This window comes from Solibacillus sp. FSL K6-4121 (assembly GCF_038002585.1).
Taxonomy (GTDB): domain Bacteria; phylum Bacillota; class Bacilli; order Bacillales_A; family Planococcaceae; genus Solibacillus; species Solibacillus faecavium.
The window spans coordinates 1,353,889-1,371,220 of record NZ_JBBOCS010000001.1; the positions used below are offsets into that span (position 1 = coordinate 1,353,889).

Genomic DNA, 17,332 nt, shown 5'->3' on the forward strand with positions numbered 1-17,332 from the left:
TAAAGCGGGCGACAGAATTTCTGTCGCTCGCTTTTTAAGCATTTACTTTAAGTTGTTTGCATGAAAGTAGCCTGATGTTAGATTCGATTTGGCATGTTGAGAAGCTCTAATTAAATTTTCAATCATACTATGTGAATTTGGACCATTATCCGGATAAGAGCTTAATCCAATCGTAACGGATATATAAATTTCCTCTTTACCTATTTCATTAAAAGGCTGTTGGGCTATAGTCTTTATTAAATTATCCGCCTCAAAAATCGCTAGAGCTGGAGGGATATCCCTCAAAATAATGGCAAACTCCTCGCCACCTAACCGGCCAACAAATGCATCATTTTTAGCTGCATACTCTTGTAAATGAAAAGCCAACTGCTTAATGATTAAATCGCCTGTTGAAAATCCGTATCGGTAATTAATCATTTTAAAATCCCGAATATCTACCAATAATAAACTGAAAACACCGTTTTTCTTAACAAGTTGTTGAAGACACTTCTCTAATTCTGCTGTATTAGGCAACTGTGTTAAATAATCAATTTTTCGCAAATAAGTAGTTTCCTGTACAGTATCATTTGTACGTTTCACCTGATGAATAACAATGTAAATAAAATAAAATGCGAAAACTGTAAATAAACCATATACCAGGAGGAATGCGTATGCATTACTGCTAAAGCAAAGACCTATAAATGAAATCAAAATCGTTTCAACCAAACAAAGCCAAAAATATATGAAAACGGTTTTAGTAGTCATTTCATATTTTCGTGTAAGGAGAAACAGGAACAATACGAGTAAAATAAAATTATAGTTAAATATTGATGAAACCATCGTTCCTTCTGAAAAGAAAAAGCGACCAATCCCTATAATAAGTCCGCTAATTAATATCGCCAAGGGTCCGCCTAATAAACCACTGAACAGAACAGATATGAACTGGGAATTTACCAATACACCGTCAACTAAATGAATTGCGGAATAGGTTAAAATTAGCCCCGTCACACCGAATTTTATGCCTGTCACATAAGGAATAGATCGGTCTATAAATGGCGTAATTTTAAAGTGATTGATAAATGGCCAGTAAATTAATAGAGTAAAAGTAAATAATATACAAAAATAAGACAATATTTCGATAAACATAATTAACTCCTTTATAAAATAATCATTACTCTTTTCTACCCAAAATACTATAAAAATGATTTAAATAACGAAAAAATACTCAAAACTAGATGATAAAAGTACTAAGGTAAAGTTTAAGTTCGATGTTGCTTAAAGAGATGAACTTATCCTATAATAAAAAGGTTATAGAAATATATGCATAGGAGCTGACTGCTGTGGCGAACGAGAATGGGAAAACAGTCAAAATTAAGCTAATTTCCTCCATCATTCCTACCGAGGGCGAGCTTGAAAAATATGAAATGTGGCTGGAAGGCAACTGTGTAGAAAAAGGCGCAAATCATTATTTACGCTATGAAGAAATTCAGGAAGAGACACGAATTCAAACGACGATAAAGCTAGATGAAGCGAAAGCCTTAATAATGCGAAGCGGTGGTGTCAACATGCGTCTTCCCTTAAATCCGGGTTTACGGGAAAATGGACATTATGAAAGTCCATTCGGATCATTGCCAATCGTTACCGATACACATCAGTTAGCCATTGAAGTAACACAAAGCGAAAAAGTATCAGGGCGTTTTAAAACGCAATATGATCTTATAATAGGCGGTAATTCTGTCGGACAATACACATTGGAAATTCAATTTACGGAGGTATATTCATGAATGCAGTAGAACAATTACAGCAATCGATTAAAGACGCTTTAAAAGCGGCGATCAATCAGGCAGGCTTAGTCGAAGCTGGCACAGAACTAAATATTCACCTGGAAACACCAAAAGACAAAGCAAACGGTGATTTCGCCACAAACGTAGCGATGCAATTAACTAAATTGGCGAAAAAGCCACCACGTGCCATTGCAGAAAGCATCTTAGAGAATGTAAAAACAGAAGGGACAGATATCGAAAAAATCGAAATCGCAGGTCCTGGCTTCCTAAACATCACAGTTCGTAAAGACTTTTTAGCAGGTGTAGTAAAAGCAGCATTCCAACAAGGTGAAAATTACGGTCGTTCTACTGCAGGAGCTGGTGAAAAAGTACAAGTCGAGTTCGTATCAGCGAACCCAACAGGCGACTTACACTTAGGACATGCCCGCGGTGCTTCTGTAGGGGACTCTTTATGTAACGTTATGGATTTTGCCGGTTTTGATGTATCTCGTGAGTACTACATTAATGACGCAGGTAATCAAATCAACAATTTAGCGTACTCATTGGAGGCACGGTATAAACAAGCATTAGGCATGGATGCCGAAATGCCGGAAGATGGCTACCACGGTCCAGACATTATCGCTATTGCAGGTAAGCTAGCTGAAGAATTTGGTGCTTCAATTTTGGACAAAACAGAAGAAGAACGCTTCAAATTTTTCCGTGAGCACGGTTTAAAATTAGAATTAGCAAAACTACAAAACGATCTTAAAAACTTCCGTGTTGAATTTGACGTTTGGTATTCTGAAACTTCATTATATGAAAACGGCAAAATCGATGTTGCATTAGAGAAACTAAAATCAAATGGACATGTATTTGATGAAGATGGAGCAACTTGGTTCCGTTCAACTACATTTGGCGATGACAAAGACCGCGTATTAATTAAAAACGATGGTTCATTCACATATTTAACACCAGATATTGCTTACCATGAAGATAAATTACGTCGCGGATTTGATAAATTAATCAATATTTGGGGTGCCGATCACCACGGTTATATCCCACGTATGAAAGCAGCGATTGAAGCACTTGGCTATGAGCGTGAAACATTGGAAGTGGAAGTAATTCAAATGGTTCAGCTTTACAAAAACGGTGAGAAATTTAAAATGAGTAAACGTACAGGTAATGCTGTTACAATGCGTGAGTTAGTGGAAGAAGTAGGTCTTGATGCAGTACGTTATTTCTTTGTAAAAACTGCAGGGGATTCACACATGGACTTCGACCTAGATTTAGCAGTATCACAATCAAATGAAAACCCAGTGTATTATGCACAGTATGCGCATGCACGTATTTCATCTATTTTACGTGCAGCAAGCGAGCAAGGTTTTGAGGCATCATTGGAAAACCTAAACTTACTAGTAGCAGAAAAAGAAGAAGATGTTCTGAAAAAGGTTGGTGCATTCCCGCAAATCGTGGCAGATGCAGCGAAACACCGCACACCGCACCGTATCGCAAACTATATCCAAGACTTATCAGCAGCATTCCACAGCTTCTACAATGCAGAAAAAGTATTAAATCAAGACAATAAAGAGCTAACTCAAGCTCGTTTAGCGTTAATTACAGCAGTAAAAACAACATTGGCAAATGCGTTGAAATTAATCGGCGTAAGTGCACCTGAGAAAATGTAATCCAAAATTTCACGACACTCTATTTTCTATTAACGGAAAATAGGGTGTTTTTTTTCGAAATGCGATGTTTCTACTTTTTAACTGAGCCTTTCTACCTTTTGTTGTAAAGGTTCTCCTTTCTCCCGCCACCGTTCCACTTTAAATTGGAAATTACCCCCTTATTTATTAAGTGAATAAATCCCTACAAAGAAACTAGGGATATCTATTGACTTGTAAATTTCTGAAACGTACTATTAATTTGATGAAATAACTACGTAAGACAACAGACGAGGGTGGTGCTTTTCATGAGCAAGGAATTATTTATTGAAACGGACGAGCAGCGACAATGGTTGGAAAAGCTCGAAACAATTTCAGAGAGTATAAAACAATTGGCTCAACAAACAGATGAGCAAGCGACATTTCCATTTGAAAATTTCCAAAAGCTACGCGAAATTGGCTATACAAAAATAACGTTGCCAAAGGAATACGGAGGAGATGGCTTCACCGTATATGATGCGCTTTTACTACATGAAACGTTGGCAAGCTATTGCGGAAGTACGGGGTTGGCAGCTTCGTGGACAATTCAAAATGTAGGCGAGATTTTTGAAAACCGTTACTGGAATCCTCAAAAGCTTGATTGGTTTGGTGGAGAAATTGCAAATGGTGCGACAGTAAATCGTGCAGTAAGTGAGTTTGCGATGGGAAGTCCAGTGCGTGGTGGGCGTCCGGCGACTTCCGCAAAACGTGATGGCGAACATTATATAATTAACGGGCGTAAAAACTATACGAGCGGTGCACCGGATCTCGATTATTTTTTAGTATCTGCATGGATTGAAGATGAGGATCAGTTAGGGTTTTTCCTTGTTCCGAAAACAGCTGAAGGAGTATCGGTCGAAAACACGTGGGATGTGGCATCAATGCGCGGTACGGGAAGCGATGATTTAGTGCTCGTCAATGTACGTATTGATCAGACGAACTTAGTGGAAATCCCAAACTATACAACAGGCTTTAAGTTGAACGGCTGGTTACTGCTTATCCCAGCGACTTATTTAGGGATTGCACAGGCAGCACGTGATTATGCGGTTGATTTTGCGAATAGCCATTCACCAAATAGTATTCAAGGGACCATTGCACAATTGCCGAATGTTCAAACGCTCATCGGAGAAATGGATTTAGCATTAACAAAAGCTCGTTTTACTATTTATGGAGTAGCAAGACTGTATAATGACCCGACGAAGAAGGCGACCTTAGTTAACGAAATCAATATTGCTAAACATGTTGTGACAAATACAGCGATTGAAGTCGTTGATAAAGCGATGCGTTTAGTTGGCGCAAAGAGCCTTCAACGTTCCAACCCACTTCAACGCTATTACCGTGATGTACGTGCAGGCTTACACAATCCACCAATGGATGACATTACAATTAAGCGTTTAGCAGAGACAGCAATTGAAAACAATTTAAAAACAAAAGAATGAACTGTTATTTAATACGCAGAAACTGAATTATAAACAAATTATCTGAAACTTTGGTAATTTTGCATACAATTAATGAAATATCCGCTATAATAATATTATTAATTAAATATGTACTATAAAGGTTCTTACTATATCTAATTAAAGTAAGAAGTAAAAGGGAAATCGGTTCAAATCCGATGCGGTCCCGCCACTGTAATTGCTAGTTTTGAGCTATATGCCACTGAAATTTTCGGGAAGGCAGCTCATAAACGTTAATGCATAAGCCAGGAGACCTGCCTTTATAATGCCCGATTAATGCCTACGCGGATAGGATGTGGTAAATGAATTTTTTATTTGAATTTATTTGCTTTCATAAAGCTTCCTAGTTTGTAGGAGGCTTTTTATTTTTGTTTAAAATTACAGGTTAGAACAATTTTAGGAGGAATTAATTACATATGAAAACTTGGCAACGACTTTCTTCAACAGGAATTATCTCCATTATGCTCCTTGCAGGGTGTGGGGTTGAAGAAACAGCAGTAGAAAAAGATACAGCTCAACAATCGATAGAAACTGTTGAGGAACAAGCACAGTTCCCTATAACGGTAACGGATGCTTTAAACAAAGAAGTGACAGTGGAAAAAGCTCCTGAACGCATTATTTCCCTTATTCCATCCAATACAGAAATATTATTTGGCTTAGGCTTAAATGAACAAATTATTGGGGTATCTGACAATGATAATTACCCGGAAGAAGTTCAGACAAAAGAAAAAGTTGGTGGGATGGAATTTAACTTGGAACAATTGATTGCATTGCAGCCAGATCTAGTAGTAGCTCATGAATCAGGTCTTTATAGCTTTAACGAAGAAGGTATTGCGCAACTTGAATCAGTTGGCATTCCTGTATTTGTAGTGAAAAATACTACAACATTTGAAGAAACATATACGACTATTGAACAAATTGGGCAATTAACAGGGAAAACCGCTGAGGCAACAGAGATGATTGCATCCATACAAAAAGGAATTCAAGACATTGAAGTTAAAGTGGCTGATTTAGAAGAGAAATCTGTGTTTATCGTAGTGGGCACAGAGCCGGACTTATATGCAGCGGGACAGGAGACATTTATTAATGAAATGCTAGAAGTATTAAATGTAGAAAATGCAGTACAAGAGCTTGGGTGGCCGATGTATAGCTCTGAGCAATTTGTTGACAGTAATCCGGACGAAGTGATCGTAACATATGAAAACGACTATGAAAGCATCGTAAATAACTCTGCCTATAACGAAATGGATGCAATTAAAAATGGCAATGTTCATGTCGTAGATGGGGATACGACGAGTCGCCAAGGTCCACGTATTGTAGAAGGTATTGAATCACTAGGTGAGGCAATTTATCCAGATGTATTTAAAGAATAGAAAATATATATATGCTTATGTTACTTCCATTGCATTGCTTCTTTGTAGCTTGTGGATCGGAGTATCATTTGGAACGGTTAATATCCCCCTTTCGACATTATGGGATAAAACGACAGATCCGATAGCTTACAGTATACTGTGGAAAATTCGAATGCCACGGGTAATTTTAGCCGCAATCGTTGGTGCATCACTGGCGATTGCAGGGGCGGCTTTCCAGGGGCTATTAAAAAACCCTTTGGCCGATCCTTATACGTTAGGGATTTCATCAGGTGCATCAGTCGGAGCCGTTATGACAATTTTTTTAGGTATCTCGATTCCGTTTCTTGGGGCATTTACATTACCAGTATTCAGCATGGCAGGTGCCGCATGTACAATGGTCATTGTATTATCATTTGCCCGACTTGTGGATCGTTCAATGAAAATGGAAACGTTAATTTTAACAGGAATTATATTTAGCTCGTTTTTAGGTTCATGTATCTCATTAATGGTTGCTTTAACGGGGGAAGAGCTTAGAGCGATTATTGGTTGGCTGCTTGGGAGTGTATCGATGCGCGGCTGGTCATATGTAAATATGATTTTACCATTCATGATTATCGGTACGAGTATTATATGGTTCAATCGCCGTGAACTGAATGCAATGATATACGGAGAGGAACGTGCTCAATACTTAGGGGTAAATGTGAAGCGCAGTAAATATATGATTTTAGCAGGTGGCTCCATTTTAACAGGGTCTGCTGTAGCAGCATCCGGTACGATTGGTTTTGTCGGTTTAGTTGTACCGCACATGATTCGTCTATTAGTTGGAGCCGATCATCGACATTTACTGACATTATCCTTTTTAAACGGTGCGAGTCTACTCGTCATTTGCGACTTAGTATCACGGACCATCATCTCACCTGTAGAACTCCCAATTGGCGTAATTACTTCGTTTATTGGTGCACCGGTATTTGCCTATATTTTCTTTAAGCAACGTAGAAAGGTTGTTGCATAGTGTTAAAAGTGAACGAATTGTCAGGTGGTTATGACGGAAAACAGATTGTGAAAAATATGACGTTTCACGTGGAAAAAGGTAAAATCCTCGGGATTCTTGGTCCAAACGGTAGTGGAAAATCGACATTATTAAAAATGATCAGTGGCGTTTTAAAACCTACACGGGGGGAAATCCTGATTGAAGATCGCCCGATTAATAGCTACGATAATAAACAATTGGCAAAAAAGATGGCTGTTCTTCCTCAATTAAACGCCAGTGTATTTACGAACAGTGTATATGACGCTGTTTCACTGGGCAGATATCCACATCAAAGGGGCTTTTTTTCCACATGGTCAGAGGAAGATGAAAACCTTGTAAATCGTGCAATGGAAAGCACCGGGGTTTCGCATTATAGAAATCGACATCTGGAGTTTCTTTCAGGTGGTGAGCAACAGCGTGTATTTATTGCACAGGCACTAGCTCAGGATTCGGAGCTGCTTCTTTTGGATGAGCCGACAAATCATTTGGACATTGCTCACCAGAAGCAAATTTTAGATATGATTCGAATGCAAGTCGAACTTAATGGATTAACGGTTGTATCAATTTTTCATGATATTAATTTGGCGTCGCTATATTGTGATGAACTGCTTTTAATTGAAAATGGGGAAATACGAGCTTTTGGTGAGCCACATGAAGTCATCATGCAAGATCAAATTGCCGATGTCTACCAGGCGCGTGTGGTGACGTATCCACATCCTGAACTACCAAAGCCACAAATAACAATGATGCCAACAAATGAATTAGAACAAAAACAATCGACTATAAATAAAAATAATTTCAAAATAACAGATGAGTATGTTAAGTATATTTCTCCATCCCCATTAAAAGTTATTTCTTCGGCAGTACATAATGCGGGAATAGGCTGGTATGATACATTTTTAAACCGGGCGATTGCTCCGGAATATGATATATACAATGTAAAAGAAGAAACAGAGCAATTTTTACAACACAATCACTTTTCACCAACAAATACGGTCGTTATGTTAACAGCTGTGAAAACGAAGTGTGCTTCCATTCAGCATTTTTCAAAAGATAATGTTGAAATTAGTGTTATGGTAACAGCAGGGGTAGGAAATGGTGTAGATGTCACAAAAGCTTATTTACGCGAAGATAAGCCGCATATCGGGACTATTAATACGTGGGTTTTTATTAATGGTAAACTAACGGATGAAGCATTTATTCAAGCTATGATTACGGCAACAGAAGCGAAAACAAAAGCATTGGCAGACCAACAAATTAAAGACCCTTTAACAAATACAACGGCAACTAGTACCGCAACGGACAGCTTATTAATCGCCGCGACCCAGCAAGGCGAAGAAATGCCGTATGCAGGACCAATTACTGAAGTCGGAAAATTAATCGGTAGAGCCGTTTTCGAAGTTACCGTGTCCGCAATAAAAAAGTATAAAGAGCATACAATTCTTTAATGCAACGCTAAATCGAAAGGATGAAATTTGATGAAATTATACACAAAGACAGGCGATAAAGGGAAGACAAGCATTATTGGGGGCCGTGTTGATAAAGATCATCTACGTGTAGAGGCATACGGAACAATTGATGAATTAAATTCATTTATCGGCAAAGCAGTGTCGGAACTCGATTCAAGTAAATTTCAGGATATTATTGAAGATTTAACAGCTATCCAGCATGAATTGTTCGATGGCGGCGGCGATTTGGCCAATGTAATGAAGGAACGTCACTATAAATTAGCAGAGGAACCTATTGCAGTTCTAGAGAATCGGATTGACCTATTATCTGAAGAAGCACCTCCATTAAAACGTTTCATATTACCAGGAGGCGCACCTGCTGCTGCCACATTGCATATTGCTCGCACGATAGCCCGTCGCGCAGAACGACAAACTGTATCGTTAATGAAAGAAATTGAAGATGTTTCACCTGTTGTACAAAAATATTTAAATCGTTTATCGGATTATCTATTTGCTGCAGCACGGGTAGTGAATTATCGCTTATCCATTCCGGATGTTGAATATATTCGCAGTGGTGACGTCTTTAAATAAAGTAGGAAAATGCTAGCTTAGACAAATAAATTGTCAAGCTAGCATTTTTTATATTTTGATTTAATTTTCAGAATTAATGATGAAATTTGTTGACTGAATGCTCATTCATAACTACAATGAGGTTATAGATTAATAGGGTAATATAGTTTGTAGGAACAAAGGGGTTCGGAAACTTAGTATTCCAGGGGGGAAAAGTATGAATACATTTTTAATTATTAACTGGATTGCATTCATTGCTGTGCTACTTTATGCATTAGGGTTATTTGCATACTTATTGAAAACACGCTATGACTACGTTCAGCTTGGCCGTAAAGAGGAGTTCAATCAAAAATTTTCTGAGCGTATGGAAGATATTATTGAGAAAGTATTCGGTCAATCAAAATTATTGAAAGACAAGAAGATGGGACTTGTACACGTTCTGTTTTTCTACGGATTTTTAATGGTTCAGTTCGGAGCAATTGACCTGATCTGGAAAGGGCTAGCACCAGGCTCACATTTGCCGTTAGGTGGCTTATACCCAGTATTTACATTTACACAGGAGCTTGTCGTACTAACGATTTTAATCGCAGTTGCAGTGGCATTTTACCGTCGTTATATGGAAAAGCTAGCACGTTTAAAGCAAGGTTTTAAAAACGGTTTAGTATACATGTTTTTAGCAATTTTAATGTTTGCTACACTATTTGGTAACGGTTTTTATTTAATTTGGCATGATCATGGCTTAACAGGCTCTGAACCTGTTGCCTCAGCTATTGCATGGGTATTCCAATGGATGAACCCAACAATTGCTGCTGTAATGTTCTTTGTAATGTGGTGGGCGCATTTATTAGCGCTATTAGCATTCCTTGTTTATATTCCACAAGGTAAGCACTTCCACTTAATTACGTCGATTTTAAACGTTTATTTCAATCGTCAGGAACGTATGGGTACATTACGTCCAATAGATTTTGCTGCTTTGGAAGAAGCGGAAGACGAGGAAAGTATGCCGCCGCTCGGTGTTGGTAAAATCCATGACTTCACGCAGAAGCAAATGCTCGATTTATATTCCTGTGTTGAATGTGGCCGTTGTACGAATATGTGTCCGGCAACAGGTACAGGAAAAATGCTGTCTCCGATGGATTTACTTGTAAAATTACGTGATCACTTAACATTTACAGGAGCAGTTGAATTAAAGAAAAAGCCATGGGTACCATTTTCTTTCTTCAATAATACACAAGGGAACCAATTAGCGATGGCAGCTGGTGCTGAAGGCGCGGTAATTGAAGATATTTATAGCCCATCATTAATTGGTGATGTTATTACAGAAGAGGAGATTTGGGCTTGTACGACATGTCGTAACTGTGAAGATCAATGTCCAGTAATGAATGAGCACGTGGATAAAATTATTGATTTACGCCGTTACCTAACAATGACAGAAGGTAAAGTAAACCCGGATGCACAGCGAGCGATGACAAATATCGAACGCCAAGGTAATCCATGGGGCTTAAACCGTAAAGAAAAAGAAAACTGGAGAGAGTTGGACGAATCTGTTCATGTTCCAACAGTTAAAGAGCTTAAAAAATCAGGCGAAGAAATGGAATATTTATTCTGGGTAGGTTCAATGGGTTCATTTGACAACCGCTCACAAAAAATTGCATTAGCATTCGCTAAATTAATGAATAAGGCTGGGGTTAAGTTCGCAATTTTAGGTAACAAGGAAAAGAACTCTGGTGATACACCACGTCGTTTAGGAAATGAATTCCTGTTCCAAGAGCTGGCAACAGCAAATATTGATGAATTTGAAAAAAATGGTGTAACGAAAATTGTTACAATTGACCCGCACGCATACAATATTTTCAAAAATGAATATCAGGATTTCGGATGGAAAGGTGAAGTACTTCACCATACAGAGCTTTTATACGATTTAATCCAAGAAGGTCGTTTAACGATGGACTATCGTGTGGATGAAACGATTGTATTCCATGATTCATGTTATTTAGGTCGCTACAATGATGTATATGATCCACCACGTGAAATTTTAAAAGGCATTGCAGGTGTTAAGCTAGTTGAAATGACACGTAATCGTCAAGACGGTATGTGCTGTGGTGCTGGTGGTGGCTTAATGTGGATGGAAGAACATGTCGGAAACCGTATTAACGTAGCACGTACAGAGCAGGCTCTGGCAACACAGGCTTCTGTAATTTCATCAGGATGTCCGTACTGTTTAACAATGCTATCAGATGGTACGAAAGCAAAAGAAGTGGAAGAAACGGTTGGAACATTTGATATTGCGGAAATTTTAGAGCGAGCAGTATTCGGTACACCGGAAAAAGTTCAAGTACAAAAAGAGCAAGTAGAAGAAATCGATGAAGAAATTGTTTTAGCACCAGTGGAAGTTTCTGAAGAACCGACTATTGAAAAAGTGCAGGAAACAGAACTTGTAGAAGTTGAAAAAGAAGCACCACCTGTGGAACAATCATCGATTACAGAAGAACAGCAAGTCGCAACGGATGAAAAATCGGTGAATAGTCCTTTAGAGGAAAATGGCGAACAAGATAAAGAAAATAAGAATTAAAGAGAATAATATTTAAAGTCAGTATATTTGAATAATTGTTGCAGTTTAGAATACTATTTAATACAATGAGATTAAGTGAAAAAATGGGAGTAGCTATTACTCTCATTTTTTTCTAAATATTGATTGAGCGAGCGTTCAGTCGAATAACTAAAAAAGTGATTTAAACAAAGGGATATTAAGTAAGGGGTTACTTAAAGGTAGGGAAAAAGGCAAAATTCTACTTTGGATTTTGCAAGATCAGCAGATTCAAACAAAGGGGTGTATGGATTGTCGAAAACAGTCATTTTAGACGGAGCACGAACACCATTCGGTAAATTTGGCGGTGGTTTAAGTTCATTAACAGCGAGTGATTTAGGTGGAATTGCAATTAAAGAGGCATTGGCAAAAGCAAACGTAGCAGCAGAAGCTGTAGACGAAGTGATTATCGGAACAGTTTTACAGGCAGGTCAGGGGCAAATTCCTTCACGACAAGCTGCAAATAAAGCCGGTATACCATGGAATGTGAAAACAGAAACGATTAACAAAGTTTGTGCATCAGGAATGCGCAGTGTCACACTTGCCGATCAGCTTATACGTTTAGGTGAAGAGGATGTAATCGTAGCAGGTGGAATGGAATCGATGTCAAATGCACCGTACTATATGCCGAAAGGAAGATTCGGCTTGCGTATGGGCGATGCGAGTTTAGTAGACGGCATGATTTATGATGGATTGTCATGTGCATTTCATCCAAAACAAGTGCATATGGGCATTTACGGTAATGAAACAGCGAGCAAGTTTGAGGTATCCCGTGAACAGCAGGATGAATGGGCAGCGCGTAGCCATGAAAAAGCGCTTGCAGCAATTGAATCAGGAAAATTTGCTGAGGAAATCGTACCTGTAGAAATTCCACAAAGAAAAGGTGAGCCGCTCCGCATTGAAACGGATGAAGCGCCACGCTTAGGGACTACAGTGGAAACGCTTGCAAAATTAAAGTCGGCATTCAGTAGCGATGGATCCATTACAGCCGGAAATGCACCAGGTGTTAATGACGGGGCTTGTGCATTAGTACTTATGAGTGAAGAAAAGGCACAACAGGAAAACCGCCAGCCACTTGCAACAATCCTAGCACATGCAGAAGTGGGCGTAGCACCGGAAGATTTCCCTCAAACACCGGGACTTGTAATAAATGAGTTACTTAAAAAATCAGGTAAAACATTGGAAGACATTGATTTAATTGAGATTAATGAAGCATTTGCAGCGGTTGCGCTAGTGAGCAATCAAATTAGCGGATTAGATGAGAATAAAGTGAATGTCAATGGTGGCGCAGTTGCATTAGGCCATCCAATTGGAGCAAGTGGTGCCCGTATCATTTTAACGCTCGCTTACGAATTAAAGCGTCGTGGCGGTGGTTTAGGGATTGCGGCAATTTGTTCAGGCGGTGGCCAAGGGGACGCGGTATTAATCGAAGTAACAAACTAAGGGGATGAAATAAATGGCGATTCAAAAAGTAATGGTCATCGGGGCAGGACAAATGGGCTCTGGGATCGCACAAGTCTGTGCACAAGCAGGCTATGAAGTCATTTTAAATGATATGAAGGATGAGTTTTTCGAACGTGGTTTAAATACCATAACGAAAAACCTAACACGTGATGTTGAAAAAGGTCGTAAAACAGAAGATGAAAAATCGGCTATATTAGCACGAATTACAAAATCTGTGGCCATTGAAGACGCGAAAAACGCCGACATTATTATTGAAGCGGCCGTTGAAAATATGGATATTAAACAATCAATTTTTAAACAGCTTGATGAAATTGCACCCAAGCATGCGATTTTAGCAACGAATACATCAAGTTTGCCAATTACAGAAATTGCAGCAGTGACAAACCGTCCGGAGCAAGTTATTGGCATGCACTTTATGAATCCTGTACCAGTCATGAAGCTTGTGGAAATTATTCGTGGTTTGGCAACAACAGATGCAGTATATGAAACGGTTGCCGATATGACAAAGCAACTTGGTAAAACAGGTGTAGAAGTAAATGACTTCCCAGGCTTTATTTCAAATCGTATTTTACTGCCGATGATCAATGAAGCAATTTATGCCTTGTATGAAGGGGTAGCAACGAAAGAAGCGATTGATGATGTGATGAAGATGGGGATGAATCATCCGATGGGTCCACTCACATTAGCTGATTTTATCGGGTTGGATACATGTTTATCAATTATGGAAATTTTACACGAAGGACTTGGTGATAGTAAGTATCGCCCTTGTCCATTACTACGCAAATATGTGGCAGCCGGCTGGTTAGGCAAAAAGAGTGGCCGAGGTTTCTACATATACGAAAGCTGAGGGACTCCTATGAATCTACAATTTACTGATGAGCAGATAATGATGCGTAACATGGTTCGTGATTTTGCCAAAACTGAAATCGAGCCATTTATTGAGCGAATGGAAGCGGGTGAATTCCCCAGGCATTTACTAACGAAAATGGGGGAACTCGGCCTGATGGGCATTACAGCACCTGCTGAATACGGCGGGGCGGAAATGGACTTTACTTCCTATATTATTGCTATCAATGAGCTATCGAAAGTGAGTGCAGTGATGGGGGTTATTTTATCAGTCCATACATCTGTTGGCACAAATCCTATTTTGTATTTCGGCAATGATGAACAAAAGAAACAATATGTACCGAAGCTTGCAAGTGGTGAATATATCGGGGCCTTTTGTTTAACAGAGCCAAGTGCAGGAAGTGATGCAGCATCTTTAAAAACACGGGCGATTCGAGATGGAGAGCATTATGTACTGGATGGTGCAAAAGTATTCATAACGAATGGCGGAGAAGCCGATGTCTATATCGTATTTGCTTCTACAAATCCTGAAGCAGGATCACGTGGCATTTCGGCATTTATTGTAGAAAAGAATACACCCGGCCTAATTATCGGCAAAGATGAACGCAAAATGGGACTGCATGGCTCTAGAACAGTACAGCTAACATTCGAAAATATGCGTATTCCTGCCAAAAACCTTCTAGGGCAGGAAGGGGAAGGCTTTAAAATTGCAATGGCCAATTTAGATGTAGGTAGGATTGGTATTGCAGCCCAAAGCTTAGGTATTGCCGAAGCTGCGTTGGAAGCTGCGACGAATTATGCAAAAGAGCGCATTCAATTTGGAAAACCGATAGCCCAGCAGCAAGGTGTTGGTTTTAAGCTTGCCGATATGGCGACTGCAGTTGAAGCGGCAAAGCTACTTGTTTACCGTGCTGCAAACTTACGAAGTGAAGGTTTATCATGCGGTAAGGAAGCGTCAATGGCCAAATTATTCGCTTCACAAACAGCGATGGACACAGCAATTGAAGCAGTACAAATTTTCGGGGGCTATGGCTATACAGAAGACTATCCAGTAGAACGCTATTTCCGTGACGCAAAAGTCACGCAAATTTATGAAGGCACAAGCGAAATCCAACGCATCGTTATTAGTAAGCATGTGATTGGGTAGATATTTTTGATATGTAGTTAAGGTTGCTTCTCGGTGGACGCAAGTAAAGAAGAATAAATGCTAAAAACTCACGAAAAGCGTAATCGTAACGGAAAACAACAGTTAATTTAATTTAAAGGGGATATGGGGATATGAACTTTCAATTATCAGAAGAACACCAACAACTACGCGAAATGATTCGCGACTTTGCAATCAATGAAGTAGCACCAACAGCGGAACACCGCGATGAGCATGAAGAATTTGACCGCGGCATTTTTGACAAAATGGCAGAGCTAGGTTTAACGGGTATTCCATGGCCGGAAGAATATGGCGGAGCAGGCTTCGACTACTTAGCTTACTGTATCGCAGTAGAAGAATTATCACGAGTTTGTGCATCAACTGGAGTAACATTGTCTGCACACACATCACTTGCAGGATGGCCAATTTTTAAATTCGGAAATGAAGAGCAAAAACAAAAATATCTTCGACCAATGGCTGAAGGCAAGAAAATCGGTGCTTACGGCTTAACAGAGCCGGCATCAGGTTCAGATGCTGGCGGGATGAAAACATATGCGGTAAAAGACGGCGATGACTACATTTTAAATGGCTCAAAAATCTTTATAACAAATGGTGGAATCGCAGATATTTATGTCGTGTTTGCAGTAACAGATCCAGAGGCGAAAAACGGTACAACTGCCTTTATCGTTGAAGCGGATTTCCCAGGCTTCTCAGTAGGCAAGAAAGAAAGAAAACTAGGAATTCGTTCATCTCCTACAACGGAAATTATTTTTGATAATTGCCGTGTGCCGAAAGAAAATATGTTAGGTGAAGAAGGAGAAGGCTTTAAAATTGCCATGAAAACACTTGATGGTGGACGTAACGGGATTGCTGCACAGGCAGTAGGAATTGCACAAGGCGCATTGGACGCAGCGGTTGACTATGCAAAAGAGCGTGTCCAATTCGGAAAACCGATTACAGCAAATCAAGGTATCTCGTTTAAACTTGCAGATATGGCAACAGAAATTGAAGCTTCACGTTTATTGACGTACCAAGCAGCATGGTTGGAATCAAATGATTTACCATACGGAAAAGCATCGGCAATGGCGAAGCTACTTGCGGGAGATACAGCGATGAAAGTAACGACAGAAGCTGTTCAGGTTTTTGGTGGCTACGGCTATACAAAAGACTATCCGGTAGAACGTTATATGCGTGATGCGAAAATTACGCAAATTTATGAGGGTACACAAGAGATTCAACGCCTCGTAATTTCGCGTATGATTACGAAATAGTGTATGGCGAACAATGATAAGCTGCACGTACGATCGTCAATAAAGGATGAAAATAAAATTATAGAGCGGCGCCAGCAAATTATCGATGCAGGTGTGAAGCTCTTTAAGGAAAAGGGCTTCCACCGTGCAACAACACGAGAACTTGCAAAGGCTGCCGGATTTTCAATTGGGACATTGTATGAATATATTCGCACTAAGGAAGATGTTTTATTTTTAGTGTGTGACAATATCTTCAATGAAGTGACGGAATGCTTATTGGAATTTCCTTCTGAAATAGGTTCAGTGGCAAGTTTGGAAAAAGCAATCCGTCAATATTATTTGCTCATTGATAAAATGCCTGAAGAGTTTACGATTATGTACCAGGAAACGAAGTCACTGCCGAAAGAAGCAATGCATTATATTCTCGACAAGGAGATTGAAATGGTTGCGATCTTTGAGCGTATACTAAAAGATTGTGTCGACTCTGGTAATTTATCTTTATCAAACGATGCCATCTATTTGGCAGCGCATCAAATTGTCGTTCAGGGGCAAAGTTGGGCTTTCCGTAAATGGGCGTTACAAAAACGCTATACAATTGAAGAATATATTGAATTGCAAACAAAAATGTTTTTACAAGGCATTATGCAGTTTGAAAAATAAGAAAGGAAAAACGCCATGTAGAGCAACTATTTTAGGAAGTGTGCTTTGTATGGTGTTTTTTCATTATTTCACTATAACAAAG

14 protein-coding genes and 1 riboswitch are annotated in these 17,332 nt (G+C 39.3%); of the genes, 13 read left to right on the forward strand and 1 reads right to left on the reverse strand.

Annotated features, from left to right (window positions below; genetic code table 11):
• Nucleotides 1–42: 42 nt before the first annotated feature.
• Nucleotides 43–1,125 carry a diguanylate cyclase domain-containing protein gene (locus MHH95_RS06915; protein ID WP_340726907.1) on the reverse strand — a complete coding sequence of 361 codons (1,083 nt, stop codon included), beginning with the start codon at nucleotides 1,123–1,125 and terminating at the stop codon, nucleotides 43–45.
• A gap of 194 nt (nucleotides 1,126–1,319) precedes the next feature.
• On the opposite strand from MHH95_RS06915, the gene MHH95_RS06920 reads away from it, so the two are divergent.
• The 13 genes from MHH95_RS06920 (at nucleotide 1,320) to MHH95_RS06980 (ending at nucleotide 17,250) form a co-directional block, all read left to right on the forward strand.
• Nucleotides 1,320–1,763, forward strand: coding sequence for a DUF1934 domain-containing protein (locus MHH95_RS06920; protein ID WP_340726908.1), 444 nt, complete (start codon nucleotides 1,320–1,322; stop codon nucleotides 1,761–1,763).
• Nucleotides 1,760–3,427: an arginine--tRNA ligase gene (argS, locus tag MHH95_RS06925; RefSeq protein WP_340726909.1), complete on the forward strand. Its 1,668-nt coding sequence runs from the start codon at nucleotides 1,760–1,762 to the stop codon at nucleotides 3,425–3,427. Before MHH95_RS06920 ends, argS begins: the two co-directional genes overlap by 4 nt.
• Before the next feature lie 284 nt (nucleotides 3,428–3,711).
• Complete coding sequence (locus MHH95_RS06930) at nucleotides 3,712–4,881, forward strand: acyl-CoA dehydrogenase family protein (RefSeq protein WP_340726910.1); 1,170 nt, start codon at nucleotides 3,712–3,714, stop codon at nucleotides 4,879–4,881.
• Nucleotides 4,882–4,983: 102 nt separating this feature from the next.
• A riboswitch (cobalamin riboswitch) is annotated at nucleotides 4,984–5,175 on the forward strand.
• Nucleotides 5,176–5,315: 140 nt separating this feature from the next.
• On the forward strand, nucleotides 5,316–6,272 hold the full coding sequence (locus MHH95_RS06935) for an ABC transporter substrate-binding protein (protein ID WP_340726911.1): 957 nt from the start codon (nucleotides 5,316–5,318) through the stop codon (nucleotides 6,270–6,272).
• Entirely contained in the window at nucleotides 6,256–7,263 is a 1,008-nt protein-coding gene (locus MHH95_RS06940) for a FecCD family ABC transporter permease (protein WP_340726912.1), read from the forward strand. The genes MHH95_RS06935 and MHH95_RS06940 overlap by 17 nt, the downstream gene beginning before the upstream one ends.
• A complete protein-coding gene (locus tag MHH95_RS06945) occupies nucleotides 7,263–8,729 on the forward strand; it encodes an adenosylcobinamide amidohydrolase (RefSeq protein ID WP_340726913.1) in 1,467 nt (488 codons plus the stop codon). The genes MHH95_RS06940 and MHH95_RS06945 overlap by 1 nt, the downstream gene beginning before the upstream one ends.
• A gap of 30 nt (nucleotides 8,730–8,759) precedes the next feature.
• Nucleotides 8,760–9,320, forward strand: coding sequence for a cob(I)yrinic acid a,c-diamide adenosyltransferase (locus MHH95_RS06950; RefSeq protein WP_191700777.1), 561 nt, complete (start codon nucleotides 8,760–8,762; stop codon nucleotides 9,318–9,320).
• Between the two features lie 196 nt (nucleotides 9,321–9,516).
• Nucleotides 9,517–11,871, forward strand: coding sequence for a heterodisulfide reductase-related iron-sulfur binding cluster (locus tag MHH95_RS06955; RefSeq protein ID WP_340726914.1), 2,355 nt, complete (start codon nucleotides 9,517–9,519; stop codon nucleotides 11,869–11,871).
• A gap of 267 nt (nucleotides 11,872–12,138) precedes the next feature.
• Complete coding sequence (locus MHH95_RS06960; protein ID WP_340727314.1) at nucleotides 12,139–13,329, forward strand: acetyl-CoA C-acetyltransferase; 1,191 nt, start codon at nucleotides 12,139–12,141, stop codon at nucleotides 13,327–13,329.
• Nucleotides 13,330–13,342: 13 nt separating this feature from the next.
• Nucleotides 13,343–14,197: a 3-hydroxybutyryl-CoA dehydrogenase gene (locus MHH95_RS06965; RefSeq protein WP_340726915.1), complete on the forward strand. Its 855-nt coding sequence runs from the start codon at nucleotides 13,343–13,345 to the stop codon at nucleotides 14,195–14,197.
• A gap of 9 nt (nucleotides 14,198–14,206) precedes the next feature.
• Complete coding sequence (locus tag MHH95_RS06970; RefSeq protein ID WP_340726916.1) at nucleotides 14,207–15,343, forward strand: acyl-CoA dehydrogenase; 1,137 nt, start codon at nucleotides 14,207–14,209, stop codon at nucleotides 15,341–15,343.
• A gap of 131 nt (nucleotides 15,344–15,474) precedes the next feature.
• Nucleotides 15,475–16,611, forward strand: a complete 1,137-nt coding sequence (locus MHH95_RS06975) for an acyl-CoA dehydrogenase (protein ID WP_191700781.1) — start codon at nucleotides 15,475–15,477, stop codon at nucleotides 16,609–16,611.
• A gap of 3 nt (nucleotides 16,612–16,614) precedes the next feature.
• Nucleotides 16,615–17,250: a TetR/AcrR family transcriptional regulator gene (locus tag MHH95_RS06980; protein ID WP_340726917.1), complete on the forward strand. Its 636-nt coding sequence runs from the start codon at nucleotides 16,615–16,617 to the stop codon at nucleotides 17,248–17,250.
• Nucleotides 17,251–17,332 lie beyond the last annotated feature (82 nt).

What these genes read in the sequence shown, in the direction of transcription:
- MHH95_RS06915 (WP_340726907.1), bottom strand. Translation starts at nt 1,125, where the DNA reads ATGTTTATCGAAATATTGTCTTATTTTTGTATATTATTTACTTTTACT.
- argS (WP_340726909.1), top strand. Translation starts at nt 1,760, where the DNA reads ATGAATGCAGTAGAACAATTACAGCAATCGATTAAAGACGCTTTAAAA.
- MHH95_RS06930 (WP_340726910.1), top strand. Translation starts at nt 3,712, where the DNA reads ATGAGCAAGGAATTATTTATTGAAACGGACGAGCAGCGACAATGGTTG.
- MHH95_RS06935 (WP_340726911.1), top strand. Translation starts at nt 5,316, where the DNA reads ATGAAAACTTGGCAACGACTTTCTTCAACAGGAATTATCTCCATTATG.
- MHH95_RS06940 (WP_340726912.1), top strand. Translation starts at nt 6,256, where the DNA reads ATGTATTTAAAGAATAGAAAATATATATATGCTTATGTTACTTCCATT.
- MHH95_RS06950 (WP_191700777.1), top strand. Translation starts at nt 8,760, where the DNA reads ATGAAATTATACACAAAGACAGGCGATAAAGGGAAGACAAGCATTATT.
- MHH95_RS06955 (WP_340726914.1), top strand. Translation starts at nt 9,517, where the DNA reads ATGAATACATTTTTAATTATTAACTGGATTGCATTCATTGCTGTGCTA.
- MHH95_RS06965 (WP_340726915.1), top strand. Translation starts at nt 13,343, where the DNA reads ATGGCGATTCAAAAAGTAATGGTCATCGGGGCAGGACAAATGGGCTCT.
- MHH95_RS06970 (WP_340726916.1), top strand. Translation starts at nt 14,207, where the DNA reads ATGAATCTACAATTTACTGATGAGCAGATAATGATGCGTAACATGGTT.
- MHH95_RS06975 (WP_191700781.1), top strand. Translation starts at nt 15,475, where the DNA reads ATGAACTTTCAATTATCAGAAGAACACCAACAACTACGCGAAATGATT.
- MHH95_RS06980 (WP_340726917.1), top strand. Translation starts at nt 16,615, where the DNA reads ATGGCGAACAATGATAAGCTGCACGTACGATCGTCAATAAAGGATGAA.